The following is a 15,970-nucleotide window of genomic DNA, read 5'->3' as shown; positions in this document are numbered from 1 at the left end:
AAATGTCGATTCTGATTAACAAAGACACCAAAGTCATCACCCAAGGTATCACCGGCAAGACCGGCCAATTCCACACCCGCATGTGCCGCGACTACGCGAACGGCCGTGAAGCCTTCGTTGCCGGCGTGAACCCGAAGAAAGCCGGTGAGGACTTCGAGGGTATCCCCATCTTCGCGAGCGTCAAGGAAGCCAAGCAGGAAACCGGCGCCACCGTGTCGGTCATCTACGTCCCGCCGGCAGGCGCCGCCGCCGCCATTTGGGAAGCCGTCGAAGCCGAGCTGGACCTGGCGATTTGCATCACCGAAGGCATCCCCGTCCGTGACATGATGGAAGTCAAGGATCGCATGGCCAAGGCCGGTTCGAAGACCCTGCTGCTGGGCCCGAACTGCCCGGGTCTGATCACGCCGGACGAGATCAAGATCGGCATCATGCCGGGTCACATCCACAAGAAAGGCCGCATCGGCGTCGTGTCCCGTTCGGGCACGCTGACGTACGAAGCCGTCGGTCAGCTGACCGCGCTGGGCCTGGGCCAATCGTCGGCAGTCGGCATCGGCGGCGACCCGATCAACGGTCTGAAGCACATCGACGTGATGAAGATGTTCAACGACGATCCGGACACGGACGCCGTCATCATGATCGGCGAGATCGGCGGCCCGGACGAGGCCAACGCTGCTTACTGGATCAAGGACAACATGAAGAAGCCGGTCGTCGGCTTCATCGCTGGCGTCACCGCGCCGCCGGGCAAGCGCATGGGCCACGCCGGCGCGCTGATTTCGGGCGGTGCCGACACCGCGCAAGCCAAGCTGGAAATCATGGAAGCCTGCGGCATTACGGTGACTAAGAACCCGTCGGAAATGGCGCGTCTGCTGAAGGCGATGCTGTAATCCCGCGGATCCGTATCCGATGAAACGGGACGCTTCGGCGTCCCGTTTTTTTTCGTCCAGGCGGGCACGACAAGCTGACAATTTTTGTCGCAACTCAACAAAATCCGGCAGGATGACAATTTTCGCCATGCCCGGTGACAAAAATTGTCATGCGGCAATGCGGAAAACACGCGAAAACCCACAATTTGATAGCACGGTGCTAACGATTCCATACGGAAACGACCTGGCACGGCGGTTGCATATAGTACAGGGCAGAAGCAAGCAGTACCGAATACGAAACACCCTTTAATTTGCAGTGCCCCCAACCTGGAGAAACATCATGAAAGCACCGAAAATCGTCAAGAAGGCCCAAGCCGGCTTCACCCTGATCGAACTGATGATCGTTGTCGCGATTATCGGTATCCTGGCCGCCGTGGCGATCCCGGCTTACCAGGACTACGTCGCCAAGTCGAAATTCGCCGCCGCGCTGGGCGAAGTGTCGGCCGGCAAGACCGCCTTTGAAGTCAAGCTGAACGAAGGCGCAACGCCGAGCACGCCTGCAGACGTCGGCTTGTCGACCACCGCCACCGCCAACTGCTCGAGCTTCACCGTGACCGGCACCACGCTGACCTGCGCCATCGTCGGCGGCCCGTCGACCGTCTCCGGCCAGAATATCGTCCTGACCCGCGATGTCAACGGTGGCTGGAGCTGCGCCGCAGCGACTATCAAGCAAAAGCTGATCGGCACCACCGGCGTCTGCGTCGGCCAGAGCTAATCGGACCTCGTCTCCCGACGATCCTTCTGAAAATGCCGCTCAGTGTAAGCTGGGCGGCATTTTTTATTACTTTCCGCCATGACGACAACGACTGCAACCGCCAAGCTTGACAATCATCCCGTTTGGAAGCGGATCGTGCCGGCCGCTTACCTGTTCGCCTTGATTGTCGTTTTGGGGATCAATTTCTTGAGCAGGATAGGACACGACGAGCAGCGTATCCATGAAATCGCGTTCCTGCTGCTGGCAGGACTCACCCTTGTCCTCGCCCGATCCGATGGGCTGATCGCGTTCTTCGGCGCTTCCTGGGGAGGCCGCAGCCTCGCCCTGTTTTTCGCCTACGGTGCCGTGGCCGCCACGATGGCCTACGCGCCCGGTTATGCCGGGGTCGAGGTGGCGATGTTCGTGCTGCTGCTGGCCATGGCGCTGGCAATCGCCGCCCAGGTCCAGCGCGGCGGCATGCCGGTGATGCAGATAGCGCTGCAGGCCCTCGGTTGCGCCGCCGTGCTGCATGCGGTGCGCATCGTCGTCAATTACTGCGCTTCATTCGCGCTTGGCACCCATCTGGAAGCCCTGGACTTCGCGCCCGGCTTCAGCAATATCCGCTTTTTCAACCATACGCAGACGGTGCTGCTTCCGCTGCTGGTCCTCCTTTGCTGCCTGACGCCACGCGCGTCCCGCTTGCGTTACCTCTGGCTGACGCTGGTATCGCTCTGGTGGCTCAGCATCATCGCCACGACGGGCCGCGGCAGCCTGCTGGGACTCGCGGCCGGCGTCGTGTTCGCCGCGATCGTGCTGCGGCGTTCCGCAGTCGCCTACCTGAAGACATTCGCGGTGACCTTCGCAGGCGGTATCGCCATGTATGTCGTCTTCCTCGTCATCGTGCCGGTGCTCGCCGGCAACGGCAGCTTCGGCGCCCTCGACTATGCGCTCGAACGTAGCAAGAACGATCCTTCGAGCATGCGCTCCTTTATATGGGGAAATGCTCTCGAACTGATCCGCCAGCATCCCTGGTTCGGCGTCGGTCCCATGCACTTCGCCCACGATGCGCTCCGCTTCCGCCTGGCGGCGCATCCGCATGACTGGGTGCTGCAGATTGCGGTCGAGTGGGGCTTGCCGGCGCTGCCGTTGCTTGGCTTCGCCTTGTTCCAGGGCATGAGTGCGCTCGTGCGTTCGCGCGCGGGCATGTCGTCCGTCGAAGGCGGCAGTGTCGTATTGCCGGCATTGCTGGTCAGCGGCGCCGCGGTGCTCGTCGACGGCCTGGTTTCGGGCCTGATCGTGATGCCCCAGAGCCAGTTGGCGATCGCCCTGTACCTCGGATTCGCCATTGCCTGGGTACGCATGAGCGCCCCGGCGGCGCAGCCGCCGCGTGCAGCCGGCGGGGCAACGCGACTCGCCACCATGTTGATCCTGCTGGTCGCGCTGGTTGCCCTGGCCGGGGGCGTCTACGCCGATGTCGTCGACGTGATGAACGACGGTACGCCGAACGCCGCCGTGAACCGGGGCCTGCGCTGGCCGCGCCTGTGGGAACTGGGCTTTTTTTGAGCGATAGCGGGCCGGCGGCGCTTACACGATCTTTTGCCGATCCGCCGGCAACCCTTCATACGTCAGATTCCGCAACAGCGTGCAGCGCACCGGATCCAGGTCCGTCATTTACTGTTTCAGGTGCTGATCCAGCCAGCCGATGACGGTGTGATGCCACAGCAACGAGTTGGCGGGTTTCAGGACCCAGTGATTCTCGTCCGGGAACACGAGCAGCTTGCTGTCGATGCCGCGGCGCTGCAGTGCCGTGAACGTGGACAGGCCCTGGGCCGTCGGGATGCGGAAGTCGAGGTCGCCCTGCACGACGAGCATCGGCGTCTTCCACTTGTTCACGTGCAGCACGGGGTTGAAGCGCTCATGCTTTTCCGGTACGGTGAAATACGGGCCGCCGTTTTCCCAGTCGGTGAACCATTGTTCTTCGGTGGAATAGGCCATGCCGCGGGTGTCGAACACGCCGTCGTGGTTGACGATGCATTTGAACCCGTCCGACCAGTTGCCCTCGATCCAGTTCATCATATAGCCGCCGTATGAGGCGCCCAGCGCGCATGCGTGCGAGCGGTCCAGCCAGGCATATTTCGCCTCGGCCGCGGCCAGACCTTTTTTCAGGTCCTCGAGCGGCTTGCCGCCCCAGTCGCCACTGATGGCATCCGTGAATTTCTGGCCATAGCCGGTCGAGCCGTGGAAATCGATGAACACGGTCGCGTAGCCGGCGCCCGCATACACCTGCGGGTTCCAGCGGTAGCTCCAGCCGTTGCCGAAGCTGCCCTGCGGGCCGCCGTGCACGAGGAAGGCGATCGGGTACTTCTTGCCCGGCTCATAATTCCATGGCTTCATCACGTGGCCGTAGACGGTGTCGCCGTTCGCGCCCTTGAACGAAAACTGTTCATATTCGCCCCAGCGTACGTCCGCCAGTTTTTGTTCGTTCACGTGGGTCAGTTGCACCGGCTTGTTGCTGCCTAGCTGCATGCTGAACAATTGCGCGCCGGACGCCAGATTCGCCTGGGTGTAGGCGACGGTGTTGCCGCGCACGTCGAAGCCGCCGATCGCGCCCTTGTCGGTCAGCGGCGAGACCTTCCCGCCGGCGACGTCGATGGCGAACAGCCGGTGCTGGCCGATGTCCTCGGCGTCCGCGACGAGCGTCTTGCCGTCGGCCGTCCACTGGATGCTGCCCGGCGAGCGGTCCCAGCTTTCGGCCACGTTGCGCTTCTTGCCGGTGGCGAGATCGAGCAGCACGATGTGGTAACGGTCCGCTTCGAAGCCGGGCCGGGTCATCGCCAGGTAGGCGAGGGTGCGGCCGTCCGGCGAGAACACGCCTTTCGTATCCCAGGCGTTATTGTCGGCCGTCAGGTTGCGCGGCGTGCCGCCCGTGGCCGGGACCGAGTACAGGTCGAAGTTGGTCGACCACGCCTCGGTCTTGCCGGCGATGCGCACCGAGAACACGACGGTCTTGCCGTCCGGGCTGAAGCGGAATTCCTCGCGGTCGCCGAACGGCTTCGACGGCACGTCGCCGTCCAGCGAGCCCGACAGGCTGACGGGCGTACCGTTGACGCGGCCGGACGCGTCCAGCGGCGCCGAGTACAGCACGGCATTGCGGCCATCGGACCACGTGTCCCAATGGCGCACGAACAGGCGGTCGTAGATTTTGCCGCTGGCCTTGTCTTTTTCCTTCGCGTCCAGGCGCGCTTTCGTGCAGGCGAGGTCGGCGCAGTCGCGGAACACGGCCAGGCTCAAGGCGATGCGGTCGCCGGTCGGTGCGACGCGGAAGGCGTCCACGTCGAGCGGCAGGTCCGTCACGCGGACAGCGTCGCCCCCAAGCGCCGGCACGCGCCACACCTGGCCCGAACCCGAGCGCGACGAGATGAAATAGATGGCGTCGCCGTTCGGCGACCATTCCGGATCCGTGCTGCTGGCGGCGTCCGACGTCAGGCGCTGCGGCGCCGGGTTGGCGGCGCGCAGGTCGACGAGGTAGAGGTCGGTATGACCGCGGTTCTTGCCCATATCGGTCGTCCGCACCGTGTAGACGACGCGGCCGCCGTCCGGCGACACCGCCGGGCTGCCGACCCGCTCCATCGTCACCAGGTCCTCGACCGTGAATCCGCGCGGTGCGGCCGTCGCGCCGAGTGCCGTGCCCGTCAGGGCCGCGGCCAGCGCCAGCATACGTAATTTCATCCTGTCCTCTCGCTTGTGGCTTGTGAATACACGGCCCCGCTTGCTGGGCGCGGCCGGTGGAAGGCAGCAATTTAACACGCAGAAAGACCGGTCAGGCGAAAAAAAGCCCCCGGCCGGGCGGGGGCAATATGTCGTACGGACGCCAGGGATCAAGCGGGATCAGAACTCTTCCCACTCCTCCGCGGCCGTGCTGGCAGTCGCTTTCACGGGGGCGCGGGCGGGCACAGGCTTGACGACCGCAGCGGCGGGCTTGGCCGCCGGCGCCGCCAGCTTTGCTGCCGGTGCCGCCGGCGTCGTCATGACCGGTTCGGCGCGCACGGGCGTCCTGCGGGCGGGCACGGCTGCCGGCGCGCGGTCGTCGATCTGGAACACGCTGACCAGTTCCGCCAGCTTGACGGCCTGGCTCTGCAGGGCTTCCGACGCCGCCGCCGCTTCCTCGACGAGGCTGGCGTTCTGCTGGGTCACATTGTCCATCTGGCTGATCGCCTGGTTGATCTGCTCGATGCCGCTGGTCTGTTCCTGGCTGGCGGCACTGATCTCGGCCATGATGTCCGTCACGTGCTGGATGCTCGTGACCACTTCGGTCATCGTGCTGCCGGCCTGGTCGACCAGCTTGGTGCCGGCCTCGACCTTGTCGACGGAGTCGCCGATCAGGGCCTTGATTTCCTTGGCGGCGGCGGCCGAGCGCTGGGCCAGCGTCCGCACTTCACCCGCGACGACGGCAAAGCCGCGGCCCTGCTCGCCGGCGCGCGCGGCTTCCACCGCAGCGTTCAGCGCCAGGATATTCGTCTGGAACGCGATGCCGTCGATGACGGTGATGATGTCCACGATCTTCTTCGACGAGTCGTTGATCGAGCCCATCGTCTGCACGACCTGGGCCACGACGTCGCCGCCCTGGCCGGCCACGTTCGACGCCGTCTGCGCCAGCACGTTGGCCTGGCGCGCGTTGTCGGCGTTCTGCTTCACGGTCGACGTCAGCTGTTCCATCGACGATGCCGTTTCCTCGAGCGAGCTGGCCTGTTCTTCCGTGCGCGACGACAGGTCCAGGTTGCCGCTCGCGATTTCGTTGGAGGCCGAGGCGATGGCGTCCGTGCCCTGGCGCACTTCGCTGACGATGCGGGCCAGGCGGTCGCGCATGGATTTCATCGCGAACAGCAGGCTCGTCTCGTCACCGGCGCGCAGTTGCACCTCCGTGCGCAGGTCGCCGGCGGCGATGCGGCCGGCAACCTCCGCGGCATACGCGGGTTCGCCGCCCAGCTGGCGCGTCAGGCTGCGCGTGATCAGGATGCCGAAGCCGATGCCCGTCATGGCGCTGAGCGCGACGAGGATCAGCATCGTGGCGCGGCTGCTTTCATACGCGTTCTTGTTCGACAGATTGGACTCCTGCGCAAGTTTCTCTTTGCCTTGGACGAGGTCCGCCAACTTGGCATCGATGGCCGTCGCCTTCGGCAGGAAGGTGCCGAACAGGTAGTCGACGGAGTCGCGCTTCTGTTCGAGCGGCTCCGCTTTCATGCGCTTGACCAGTTCCGCGGCGACGTCGTCGTACTCGCGCAACTGCGCATCGGTTTCGGCGAAGGTGCGCTTGCCGTCATCCGTGTAGAACAGCGGACGGGCCTTGTCGAGGTTTTCCCGCAGCCGCTGCTTGTACTTGTCGACAGTGGCCAGGTTTTGCGCACGCAGCTCCTCGCTCGATGCCAGCATGGCCCCGCGCAGGGCGCGGCCCACGTTGACCTGGTCGAGACTCGCTTCCTTGACGTAGGCAATGCCCAGCAATTCCTTCTGGTACATGCGTTTCGCGCGCTCGTTCATCTGGGTCATGTTATAGACCGCGATGCCGGCGACGATGGCGCCAAGCACGACGACGGCGAGAAAGCTCAGCGTCAGCCGGGTGCCGACCTTCATCTGTTGAAACATAAAAGTTCTCCTGAAAGAGGGAGACAGTCGGGAAAGCCGCATGCGGACGAGCGGCGGGTGACAATTTCACTTAAATGTTAATTGATGTGCGGCAATAATTCGACGCGTCTTCCACATGCCGGCGCAATCTGGGGCGTTTACCCAACACTTCCGGCAAAGGCCGTCACGTTCCGTGTCAAATCAATCAGCTTTTGCATGGCAGGAAGATATTTTTCGTGAGTTTTTCGACTGTTGATCTCGTTACAATGGCCTTTGGTGCCCCGCCCGAACTTGCCGAATAGGATGAGCAACATGGCCACGCTTAGCATCAGGTTGTCGCAAGCCGTCGTCGACCAGCAGCACGCGCTGGAACAACAGAACGCCGCATTCGACGAGTCGCTGGGCGGGCTGGTGGATGTCGCTGGTTCTCCCGGCGATCTTCCCGATCCTGGACAGCCCGTCGGCTGGACGCTGGACGGCACGACGCTGGTCGTCCGCTACACGAGCGGCGCGACGGAAACCTACACGAACGTCGTGCGCGACAATCCGGCCGCCAGCAGCGGTCATGCCAGCGCCACCGGTTACACGTTCGAACAGAACGGCGTCGCCGCCATGTCCGGTGCAGGCAAGTTCAATTTCGATTACACCCTGACGGGCGACAACCTGAGCGCGACCGCGTCGGCGCAAGGCCATTTGTTGACGTACCTGCACGTCGCGACCGAACTGCCCGTCGGCAGCCCGCGCTACGACCCCGTGTTTGGCAACGTCGCCATCTCGCTCCAAGGCAGCCTGACCTTGACGCCGGCAGGCGACATGAGCGGGACCTTCACCAACGTCACGGTCGACGCCGACAAATTCCTTGCCACGAGCAGCGCCGACGGCAATTTTCATATCGATACGACCCGTTCGAATGCGATCGACGGCATCCTCACCGCGTACCGGGAGCAGTATCGCGACGGCAGCCTGCTGCAACTGACCGGCGTATCGGCGGGCGCGAACGCGAATCAGGGGCTGGGTGATGCGATATTGCGCGACCTCCGCTATTTTGGCGGCGACGACGACATCACGGTCGACCTGCCGGGCCGCCTGTACGATGCCGTGATGCTGCAGGCGGGCGCCGGCGACGACCGCATCAGCCTCAAGGGCGGCGGCGGGCAACTGGGCGTGATGGCCGGCGACGGCAACGACCAGATCACGCTGCTCGGCGGCGCCCATACCGTCGACGGCGGCGCCGGCATCGACACGGTCCGGTTGTCGATGACGCATCTTGATGCGACCATCCAGCGGATCGGCACGACCGGCAGCACGTACACCGTCACGGACAAGGCGGGCACGGTCCAGCAGCTGACGGGCGTCGAACGCCTCGCCTTCAGCGACACCACCGTCGCGCTGGACATCGACGGCAACGGCGGGCAGGTCTACCGCATCTACCAGGCCGCATTCAATCGCGCGCCGGACGCGGGCGGACTGGGCTATTGGATCCGTGCGATGGATCACGGCCAGAGCCTGGCAAGCGTGGCCCAAGGTTTCCTCGATTCGCCCGAATACCACAAAGCGTACGACGGGGTGGGGTCGAACCGCGAACTGGTCACCCGATACTACGAAAACATCCTGCACCGCGCGCCCGACCCGGGCGGCCTGGATTTCTGGGCCGGCGTGCTCGACAGCAAAGTCGCCGGCACCGCCTCCGTCCTGGCATCCATCAGTGACAGCGCGGAAAACAAGGCCGGCCTCATCGGCGTGATCGGCAACGGGTTCGAGTACATGCCTTACGGGCAGGGGTGAGCGCGCGAATTGGCGTCCGACCGGAACACGATTTTCTGCGCCGGTCGCCACACCGCTGCTTCCTGCTCCCGCTGCGCGTGCATGACGATGGTCTGCAACTCCTCATGCCGCGCCGACTTCGCGCACACGGGGTCCGCGTTCGTGGCGTCCCCCGTCAGCGCATGGGCCTGGCAGCGGCAGCCGCCGAAGTCCCTCGCCTTGTCGTCGCACGTGCGGCACGGATCCTTCATCCAGGCATCGCCGCGATAGCGGTTGAAGGCCTCGCTGGCATACCAGATGTCTTGCACGCTGGCCTCGCGCACGTTGGGAAAGGCGATGCCCGGCAGCGAGCGGGCCGCGTGGCAGGGTAGCGCCGTGCCGTCCGGCGCGATGCCGAGAAACACCGAGCCCCAGCCGTTCATGCACGCCTTGGGGCGCGCTTCGAAATAGTCGGGCACGACGAACAGGATGCGCATCCGGTTGCCGATCCGCGCACGGTACGCGTTCACCACCGCTTCCGCATGCGCGACCTGTGCACGCGTCGGCATCAGCCGGGCCCGGTTGACGAGCGCCCAGCCGTAATACTGCGTGTTCGCCAGTTCCAGGTACTCGACACCCATCTCGAGCGCCATGTCGATGATCTTGTCCACGTGGTCGAGATTAAAACGGTGCAGGACGACGTTCAGCACCATCGGGTAGTCGTACTGCTTGATCAGCCTGGCGACGCGCGCCTTCAGGTCGAACGTCTTCGTGCTCGACAAGAAATCGTTCATTGCGCGCGTCGAGTCCTGGAACGACAGCTGGATGTGGTCCAGCCCCAGTTCCTTCATGCGGGCCAGGCGCGCTTCGGTCAGGCCGATGCCGGACGTGATGAGGTTCGTATAAAACCCGAGCCGGCGGCCTGCGCCGACCAGGTCTTCGAGATCGTCCCGCAGCAGCGGCTCGCCGCCCGAGAACCCGAGCTGGGCCGCGCCGAGCCGGCGTGCCTGGCGCATCACGTCGATCCATTGCTCGGTCGACAGTTCGGTGCGGTCATTGGCGTAGTCGACGGGGTTGTAGCAGAACGGGCAGTGCAGCGGGCAGCGATAGGTCAGCTCGGCCAGCAGCCACAGCGGCGGGGCGATGTGCGGATGCGGTGTCGGGGCGTTCATGGCGGCCTCAGACAATCCAGCCGCGCTCGCCGGCGACGCGCAGGAAATCGTCGACGTCGCCACGCAGGCCGGCGCACTGAAACACCTGTTCGAGCTCGCCGACGATGGCGGGCACCGTGCGCCGGCCATCGCAGCGTTTCAGGATTTCGGCCGCGCTCCGGCTCAGCTTTACCATACCTTCCGGATACAGGAGCACATACAGGCCTTGCGCCTCTTCCCATTGCATGCGGAACAGGCGAGACAAGGCGGGTTGATCGGGAACGGTGTGCATGGGAGTCCTCCTTACGGATACGCTTTGTCGATGGCGTCGAGCATGGCCCACAGGATGTCGAGCTTGAACTGCAGGATCTCGAGCGCGCGCTCCTGCTGGGCGCGGGTGGTGAAGTGGCCGAGCGTCACTTCCAGGCCGTGCTCGACGTCGCGTTCGGCCAGCGAAATGCGGCTGCGGAAATACTGCAAGCCGTCGGGATCGATCCACGCGTAATGCGTCGGCCAGTTGGCCAGCCGGTCCTTGTGGATCCTGGGGGCGAACATCTCCGTCAGCGACGAGCAGACGGCTTCCTGCCACGGCGCCTGACGCGCGAAGTTGACGTACGCGTCGACGGCGAAGCGCACGCCCGGCACGACGTGCCGTTGCGACCACAGCGCCTCGCGCGTGAGCCCGACGGCCTCGCCGAGCCGCACCCATGCTTCGATGCCACCGTCGTTATCTCCCCAGCCGTCATGGTCGAGGATGCGGCGCACCCAGCGGCGCCGCGTGGCGCGGTCCGGGCAATTGGCAATGATGGCGCCGTCCTTTTGCGGGATATTGACCTGGTAATAAAACCGGTTGGCGACCCAGCCGCGGATCTGGTCCGGACGCAGCAGGCCGTCGTTCATGTTGACATTGAACGGATGGTGGATGTGGTAGCCGGCACCGCGTGCGCGCAATTGCGCCTCGAATTCGTCGCGGCTCCACGGTGCGGCGGTGGTCATAGCGTGATCTCCATGCCGTCGAACGCGACTTCGATGCCGTGACGCGCGAGGACGGCACGCTGCTCCGAGTCCTCGTCCAGGATCGGATTCGTGTTGTTGATGTGGATGAGCACCTTGCGCCGCGCGCCAATGCCGTCGAGGACCGCGATCATGCCGGCCTCGCCCGATTGCGGCAGGTGGCCCATATCGGCGGCCGTCTTGCTGGAAAAGCCGAGTTCGATCATCTCGTCCGCGCGCCAGAACGTGCCGTCGACGAGCACGCAGTCCGCGCGGCGCAGCGCGGCCTCCACGTGCGGATCGATGGCGCCGAGACCGGGCGCATAAAACGCCGACTTGCCGGTAGCGAGATCCTCGATCAGCAGGCCGATGTTGTCGCCGATTTGCGGATGCGCGCGATGGTCGGAATACGGCGGCGCCTTGCTGGACAGCGCCAACGGCGTGAAGCGGATGCCGGCGATGCCCGGCACGTGCAGGCTGCTATCCACCGGCAGTTCATGCCAATGAACGCCGCAGTAGTGCGATAGGACAGGCACGAGCGGCAGCGCGCCATTGAGTTCCCGCCAGACGGGCGCCGTGCAGTACAGGGCCAGCGTGCTCCCTTCGCGCAGCATCAAGAGGCCGGTGACGTGGTCGACCTGCGCATCCATCAGCATGACGGCGGCGATGCCGGAATCGCGTTTGTCCCGCGCGGGCTGCAGCGCGGGGGTGGCGCGGATCTGCGCGAGGATGTCCGGCGACGCATTGATCAGCACCCAGTCGGTCCCGTTGGACGACACCGCGATCGACGATTGCGTGCGCGCCGTGGCGCGGACGGTGCCGTTGCGCAGCCCCGCGCAATTGCGGCAGTTGCAATTCCACTGCGGGAAGCCGCCTCCGGCCGCCGAGCCTAATACGATGATATTCATGGATGGATCCGGTCAGCCCGCGGCGGGTGCCGCGGGCGGTTGGCTGCGTCAGCGGTTGGCGATGTACAGCGTGATTTCAAAGCCAAAACGCCAGTCGATGAATTCCGGTTTGGTCCAGTTCATGGTTGTCTCCTTGATCGATGAATGTGGTTGTGATTGCGCGGCGCGCAGTCAAGGAGGAATTCGCAATATCCATGCCACTTATCCGCGGCGTGTATTTCGGGACGCGGATGTGTCAAAGATGAACAGTTATATGGCACGACGATACAGCTGTGACAGAATTGTCCAGTTTTGATGACCAACCACATGACGGAGAGACGATATGGACGCAGGATACAAACCGGATGGCTATAACGCGGTGTCGCCCTATCTGCTGGTCAAGGACGTGCGTGTCGTGCTTGATTTTCTGTCGCACGCGTTCGGCGCGGTCGAACTGCGGCGCCAGGTCGACGCCGAGGGCGCGATCCGGCACGCGGAGGTGCGGATCGGCGATTCGGTGCTGATGGTGGGATTCCGGCCGGGCGCGGAGCTGATCGCATCGGTTCACGTCTACGTCGAGGATGTCGACAAGGTCTATGCGCGGGCGCTGGATCAGGGGGCGACCAGCCTGTCCGAGCCGCGCGATCAGCCTTATGGGGACCGGACGGCGGGGGTACAGGATGTGCAGGGGAATTATTGGTGGATTGGGACGCGGTTGAGCGAGGTGGCCACATGTGAAAAATTACTTACTGAGCCATAATTTGTAATGTCAGAGTCAAAGAATAAGGAGCGATATGTCGAATTACAATAGATGGGATCGGCAGGTGTTCAGAGAATGTGGGCCGGCGGTTGCTTTCGTGGAAGTGGAAAGTCCTGATGGTATTCCAGGCATTGGCACGGCTTTTCACGTAGGGGACGGGATCTACGTCACCGCGCGTCATGTCGTCGATGGCCAAAAGATCCTCGGCGTAAACCATGTTGTCGAGGTGCCCCCACAACAAAATGTGAGCGGCCGGTTAGATGAAGTTGGCGACGACTCGCGGCGCAGGCAATTACCATTCACGGGACCGTTTTTCCATCCGAATCCGAACATCGACATCGCTTGCTTTACGCTGACTTGGTATCCGCCCACCGAGATCGAATTGGGGTTTCACTGCAAGGAATTGCCTTATGGGAATTACGATTTCCTGCTCGACGAGTGTCTCATCATGGGATTCCCGCCCGTGCCGTTCTCGCGCGAACCGATCCTCGTCGCCACGTTAGGTGAGGTCAATGCATGCGTAAAACGTTATGACCACGTGTTCGACCATTACATCGTGTCCTCGATGGCCCGCGGCGGTTTCAGTGGCGGTCCAGCAATTGTGCGTTTTAACGAAAGCCTTCCGGTTGGCGCCGGAACGATGGCGTTGGGTCTTGTTACCGAGAGTCTCGGCAAAAACAACGAGCCTGTAGAGCTCGGGTTTATGACGATCCTGACGGCGGAACCGATTCACGAGTGCATCGAACACAACAGGAACAAGCTATTTAATAAACAGGCCGGCTTATAGTGTCGTCGTCGAGGCCGGTGGCTGCTTATACCTGGGCTGTCCAGTCGCCGGACTTGCCGCCGTGCTTTTCCAGCACGCGGATATTCGTCATGACCATCCCCCGATCCGCCGCCTTGCACATGTCATAAATGGTCAGCAAGCCCACCTGGACAGAAGTGAGCGCCTCCATCTCGACGCCGGTCTTGCCATACGTCTCGACCTGAGCCCGGCAATGCACACTGTGATTCGCCTCATCGATCTCGAAATCGACCGCAACCCGGGTGATGGCCAGCGGATGACATAAGGGAATCAGATCGCTCGTCCGCTTGGCTGCCATGATGGCCGCGATGCGCGCCACGCCCAGCACGTCGCCCTTCTTGGCCGAGCCCGACGTCACGAGTGCCAACGTGGCCGGCTGCATGCGGATGGTGCCGGCGGCGACGGCGATGCGGTGGGTGGCGTCCTTGGCGCCGACGTCGACCATGTGGGCCTGGCCGGTGGCGTCGAAGTGGGTCAGGGGAGATGTTGTCATGTTGTCGAGGGAACGAAGTCACAAAATATGGCCCAGCAGTGGCAACGGCCGGGAAGCGGGTATCATAGCATCGTGAAACCTAACCCGATTTCAGCGATGTTGCAGCTTTCACCAAGGTGGCCGTGGCGCCGCCTCGCCGCGGCCGTCGGTCTCGCCGTGGCCACTGCCGGCTCCCTCGCGGCTCCCACCGTGCCCGTGCTGCGCGGCAGTGCCGATTCGACCGGCTTGCCGACGCTCGGCGACACGGCGCGTGCCGACTTGTCGCCCGTGATGGAGCGCAAGCTGGGCGAAGAGATCATGAACGATATCCGCCGCGATCCCGATTACCTGGACGACGACGCGATCATCGAGTTCCTGAACAATTTCGGCGAAAACCTCGTGTCGTTCGCGCCCGGCGCGCGTGGCGAGACGAATGCCGATTTCTTCTTTTTCGCCGTGCGCGATCCGATGATCAACGCATTCGCGCTGCCCGGCGGGTTCATCGGCGTGCACTCGCAGTTGCTGCTCTCCGCGCAAAGCGAATCGGAACTGGCGTCCGTGCTGTCGCACGAGATCGGCCACGTGCAGCAGCGTCACATCGCGCGCATGATCGGGCAGCAGAAGCAGGATGCGCTGTTGCCGCTGGCCGCGCTGCTGCTGGCGGCGCTCGTCGGCAAGGCCGGCGGCGGGGCCGATGCGGCGATGGGCGTCATGATGGGCGGGCAGGGCCTGGCCATCCAGCGCCAGCTGAATTTCAGCCGCGACGCCGAGCGCGAGGCGGACCGCGTCGGTTTCCAGACGATGCGCGCGGCCGGCTACGACACGTCGGGCATGGTCAATTTCTTCAAGCGCCTGCAGAGCACGACGCGCGTGTACGGCGAGGCGCCGGCCTGGCTCAGCAGCCACCCGCTGACGGGCGAGCGCATCGCCGACATCCAGGCGCGCATCCGCGAGAATCCGAAGCCGATCCACATCCGGCCGGACAGCATCGAATTCCACCTCGTGCGCGCCCGTGCGCGCGTGCTGCAGGACGAAAGCCAGAAAGGCCGCGACGAAGCGAAATCGACGTTCGAGAGCCAGCTGGCCCAGTCGAACACGCAGCAGCAGACGGCCGCCATGTACGGCATGTCATACCTGGCGTTGAAGCAGGGCGACCTCAAGTCGGCGCAGAGCTGGCTCGACAAGGCGAAGGCGTCGACGAAGCCGCGGCCCGGCGTGTTCTCGAGCGAGCGCAGCGGTACGGACGGCAGCGCCATGTTTGCCGGCCTCGGCACCGAGATCAAACTGGCGCCGGGGCAGCCGCCGGAGATCGTCCACCAGGCCGTGCAGGAAGCGGAAGCCGCGTACCAGAAATTCCCGCTGTCGCGCATGCTGGCACGCCAGTATGCCGATGCGTTGATCGCGGACGGCCGGCTGGACAAGGCCGCCCAGTTCCTGCGCGACCAGGTGCAGCAATACCGGGAAGAACCCAAGCTCTACGATCAATTGGCCAAGACCTATGCGGCCCAGGGCAAGATCGCCTTGCAGCATATGGCGCTGGCGGAGTCGTATGTGCTGACGGGTGCGCTGCCGGCGGCCGTCGACCAGCTCAATCTCGCGCGCAAGGCGAAGGATGTGTCGTTCTACGACCAGGCCGTGATCGACGCGCGCGAACGCGAGTTGAACGAGCGCCAGAAGGACGAGAAGAAAGAGAAGAAGGACAAGGACCGGTGACTTGAAACCACGTCGCCTCCGCGCAGGCGGGGGCCAGGTTTTGCGTCGTCCACCAAGCGAAGAAGGACAAGGACCGGTGACTTGAAACTACGTCGCCTCCGCGCGGGCGGGGGCCAGGTTTTGCGTCGTCCACCAAGCGAAGAAGGACAAGGACCGGTGACCTGAAACCACGTCGCCCACGCGCAGGCGGGGGCACAAGAAAACTAC

Annotated in this window: 15 protein-coding genes; 7 read left to right on the top strand and 8 right to left on the bottom strand. The window is 63.9% G+C overall.

Annotated features, from left to right (window positions below; translation table 11 throughout):
• The first annotated feature begins 2 nt into the window (after window positions 1-2).
• The 3 genes from sucD to BVG12_RS17165 all read left to right on the top strand — a co-directional run bounded on the left by sucD (window position 3) and on the right by BVG12_RS17165 (window position 3,180).
• A complete protein-coding gene (sucD, locus tag BVG12_RS17175; protein ID WP_075793458.1) occupies window positions 3-884 on the top strand; it encodes a succinate--CoA ligase subunit alpha in 882 nt (293 codons plus the stop codon).
• A 319-nt stretch (window positions 885-1,203) separates the two neighbouring features.
• A complete protein-coding gene (locus BVG12_RS35165; RefSeq protein WP_075793457.1) occupies window positions 1,204-1,638 on the top strand; it encodes a pilin in 435 nt (144 codons plus the stop codon).
• 78 nt (window positions 1,639-1,716) lie between these two features.
• A complete protein-coding gene (locus tag BVG12_RS17165) occupies window positions 1,717-3,180 on the top strand; it encodes an O-antigen ligase family protein (protein ID WP_083685141.1) in 1,464 nt (487 codons plus the stop codon).
• 108 nt (window positions 3,181-3,288) lie between these two features.
• On the opposite strand, the gene BVG12_RS17160 is transcribed toward BVG12_RS17165, so the two are convergent.
• Window positions 3,289-5,334 carry a S9 family peptidase gene (locus tag BVG12_RS17160; protein WP_218921081.1) on the bottom strand — a complete coding sequence of 682 codons (2,046 nt, stop codon included), beginning with the start codon at window positions 5,332-5,334 and terminating at the stop codon, window positions 3,289-3,291.
• Between the two features lie 171 nt (window positions 5,335-5,505).
• Window positions 5,506-7,260: a methyl-accepting chemotaxis protein gene (locus BVG12_RS35675; protein ID WP_307189121.1), complete on the bottom strand. Its 1,755-nt coding sequence runs from the start codon at window positions 7,258-7,260 to the stop codon at window positions 5,506-5,508.
• Window positions 7,261-7,551: 291 nt separating this feature from the next.
• Between BVG12_RS35675 and BVG12_RS17150 the strand changes: the two genes are divergently transcribed.
• Entirely contained in the window at window positions 7,552-9,024 is a 1,473-nt protein-coding gene (locus tag BVG12_RS17150; RefSeq protein WP_075793454.1) for a DUF4214 domain-containing protein, read from the top strand.
• Here the strand turns inward: BVG12_RS17150 and pqqE are convergent.
• Genes pqqE through pqqA form a run of 5 tightly spaced genes read right to left on the bottom strand, consistent with a single transcriptional unit; the run spans window position 9,009 to window position 12,157 of the window.
• Entirely contained in the window at window positions 9,009-10,154 is a 1,146-nt protein-coding gene (pqqE, locus tag BVG12_RS17145) for a pyrroloquinoline quinone biosynthesis protein PqqE (protein ID WP_075793453.1), read from the bottom strand. The genes BVG12_RS17150 and pqqE overlap by 16 nt on opposite strands.
• 7 nt (window positions 10,155-10,161) lie before the next feature.
• Window positions 10,162-10,425, bottom strand: coding sequence for a pyrroloquinoline quinone biosynthesis peptide chaperone PqqD (pqqD, locus tag BVG12_RS17140; RefSeq protein WP_075793452.1), 264 nt, complete (start codon window positions 10,423-10,425; stop codon window positions 10,162-10,164).
• 11 nt (window positions 10,426-10,436) lie between these two features.
• Window positions 10,437-11,129 (bottom strand): pyrroloquinoline-quinone synthase PqqC, encoded by a 693-nt coding sequence (gene pqqC / locus BVG12_RS17135; protein WP_075793451.1) that lies wholly within the window; start codon window positions 11,127-11,129, stop codon window positions 10,437-10,439.
• Window positions 11,126-12,034, bottom strand: a complete 909-nt coding sequence (pqqB, locus tag BVG12_RS17130; protein ID WP_075793450.1) for a pyrroloquinoline quinone biosynthesis protein PqqB — start codon at window positions 12,032-12,034, stop codon at window positions 11,126-11,128. The genes pqqC and pqqB overlap by 4 nt, the downstream gene beginning before the upstream one ends.
• A gap of 48 nt (window positions 12,035-12,082) precedes the next feature.
• A complete protein-coding gene (gene pqqA, locus BVG12_RS35845; RefSeq protein ID WP_075796420.1) occupies window positions 12,083-12,157 on the bottom strand; it encodes a pyrroloquinoline quinone precursor peptide PqqA in 75 nt (24 codons plus the stop codon).
• A 199-nt stretch (window positions 12,158-12,356) separates the two neighbouring features.
• Between pqqA and BVG12_RS17120 the strand changes: the two genes are divergently transcribed.
• On the top strand, window positions 12,357-12,773 hold the full coding sequence (locus BVG12_RS17120; protein ID WP_075793449.1) for a VOC family protein: 417 nt from the start codon (window positions 12,357-12,359) through the stop codon (window positions 12,771-12,773).
• Window positions 12,774-12,807: 34 nt separating this feature from the next.
• Window positions 12,808-13,560: a S1 family peptidase gene (locus BVG12_RS17115; protein ID WP_075793448.1), complete on the top strand. Its 753-nt coding sequence runs from the start codon at window positions 12,808-12,810 to the stop codon at window positions 13,558-13,560.
• 25 nt (window positions 13,561-13,585) lie between these two features.
• Here BVG12_RS17115 and moaC read toward each other — a convergent pair whose 3' ends face one another.
• On the bottom strand, window positions 13,586-14,071 hold the full coding sequence (moaC, locus tag BVG12_RS17110) for a cyclic pyranopterin monophosphate synthase MoaC (RefSeq protein WP_075793447.1): 486 nt from the start codon (window positions 14,069-14,071) through the stop codon (window positions 13,586-13,588).
• A gap of 96 nt (window positions 14,072-14,167) precedes the next feature.
• Between moaC and BVG12_RS17105 the strand changes: the two genes are divergently transcribed.
• Window positions 14,168-15,763 carry a M48 family metalloprotease gene (locus tag BVG12_RS17105; protein WP_075793446.1) on the top strand — a complete coding sequence of 532 codons (1,596 nt, stop codon included), beginning with the start codon at window positions 14,168-14,170 and terminating at the stop codon, window positions 15,761-15,763.
• The last annotated feature ends 207 nt before the right edge of the window (window positions 15,764-15,970 follow it).

It is taken from the genome of Massilia putida (assembly GCF_001941825.1).
Classification (GTDB): domain Bacteria; phylum Pseudomonadota; class Gammaproteobacteria; order Burkholderiales; family Burkholderiaceae_D; genus Telluria; species Telluria putida.
The sequence above is the reverse complement of the archived record's forward strand: the minus strand, read 5'-3'. Positions and strand labels throughout refer to the sequence as shown.

What these genes read in the sequence shown, in the direction of transcription:
- BVG12_RS17150 (WP_075793454.1), top strand. Translation starts at nt 7,552, where the DNA reads ATGGCCACGCTTAGCATCAGGTTGTCGCAAGCCGTCGTCGACCAGCAG.
- BVG12_RS17165 (WP_083685141.1), top strand. Translation starts at nt 1,717, where the DNA reads ATGACGACAACGACTGCAACCGCCAAGCTTGACAATCATCCCGTTTGG.
- sucD (WP_075793458.1), top strand. Translation starts at nt 3, where the DNA reads ATGTCGATTCTGATTAACAAAGACACCAAAGTCATCACCCAAGGTATC.
- pqqD (WP_075793452.1), bottom strand. Translation starts at nt 10,425, where the DNA reads ATGCACACCGTTCCCGATCAACCCGCCTTGTCTCGCCTGTTCCGCATG.
- BVG12_RS17120 (WP_075793449.1), top strand. Translation starts at nt 12,357, where the DNA reads ATGGACGCAGGATACAAACCGGATGGCTATAACGCGGTGTCGCCCTAT.
- pqqE (WP_075793453.1), bottom strand. Translation starts at nt 10,154, where the DNA reads ATGAACGCCCCGACACCGCATCCGCACATCGCCCCGCCGCTGTGGCTG.
- BVG12_RS35165 (WP_075793457.1), top strand. Translation starts at nt 1,204, where the DNA reads ATGAAAGCACCGAAAATCGTCAAGAAGGCCCAAGCCGGCTTCACCCTG.
- BVG12_RS17105 (WP_075793446.1), top strand. Translation starts at nt 14,168, where the DNA reads ATGTTGCAGCTTTCACCAAGGTGGCCGTGGCGCCGCCTCGCCGCGGCC.
- pqqB (WP_075793450.1), bottom strand. Translation starts at nt 12,034, where the DNA reads ATGAATATCATCGTATTAGGCTCGGCGGCCGGAGGCGGCTTCCCGCAG.
- moaC (WP_075793447.1), bottom strand. Translation starts at nt 14,071, where the DNA reads ATGACAACATCTCCCCTGACCCACTTCGACGCCACCGGCCAGGCCCAC.
- BVG12_RS17115 (WP_075793448.1), top strand. Translation starts at nt 12,808, where the DNA reads ATGTCGAATTACAATAGATGGGATCGGCAGGTGTTCAGAGAATGTGGG.
- pqqC (WP_075793451.1), bottom strand. Translation starts at nt 11,129, where the DNA reads ATGACCACCGCCGCACCGTGGAGCCGCGACGAATTCGAGGCGCAATTG.
- BVG12_RS35675 (WP_307189121.1), bottom strand. Translation starts at nt 7,260, where the DNA reads ATGTTTCAACAGATGAAGGTCGGCACCCGGCTGACGCTGAGCTTTCTC.
- BVG12_RS17160 (WP_218921081.1), bottom strand. Translation starts at nt 5,334, where the DNA reads ATGCTGGCGCTGGCCGCGGCCCTGACGGGCACGGCACTCGGCGCGACG.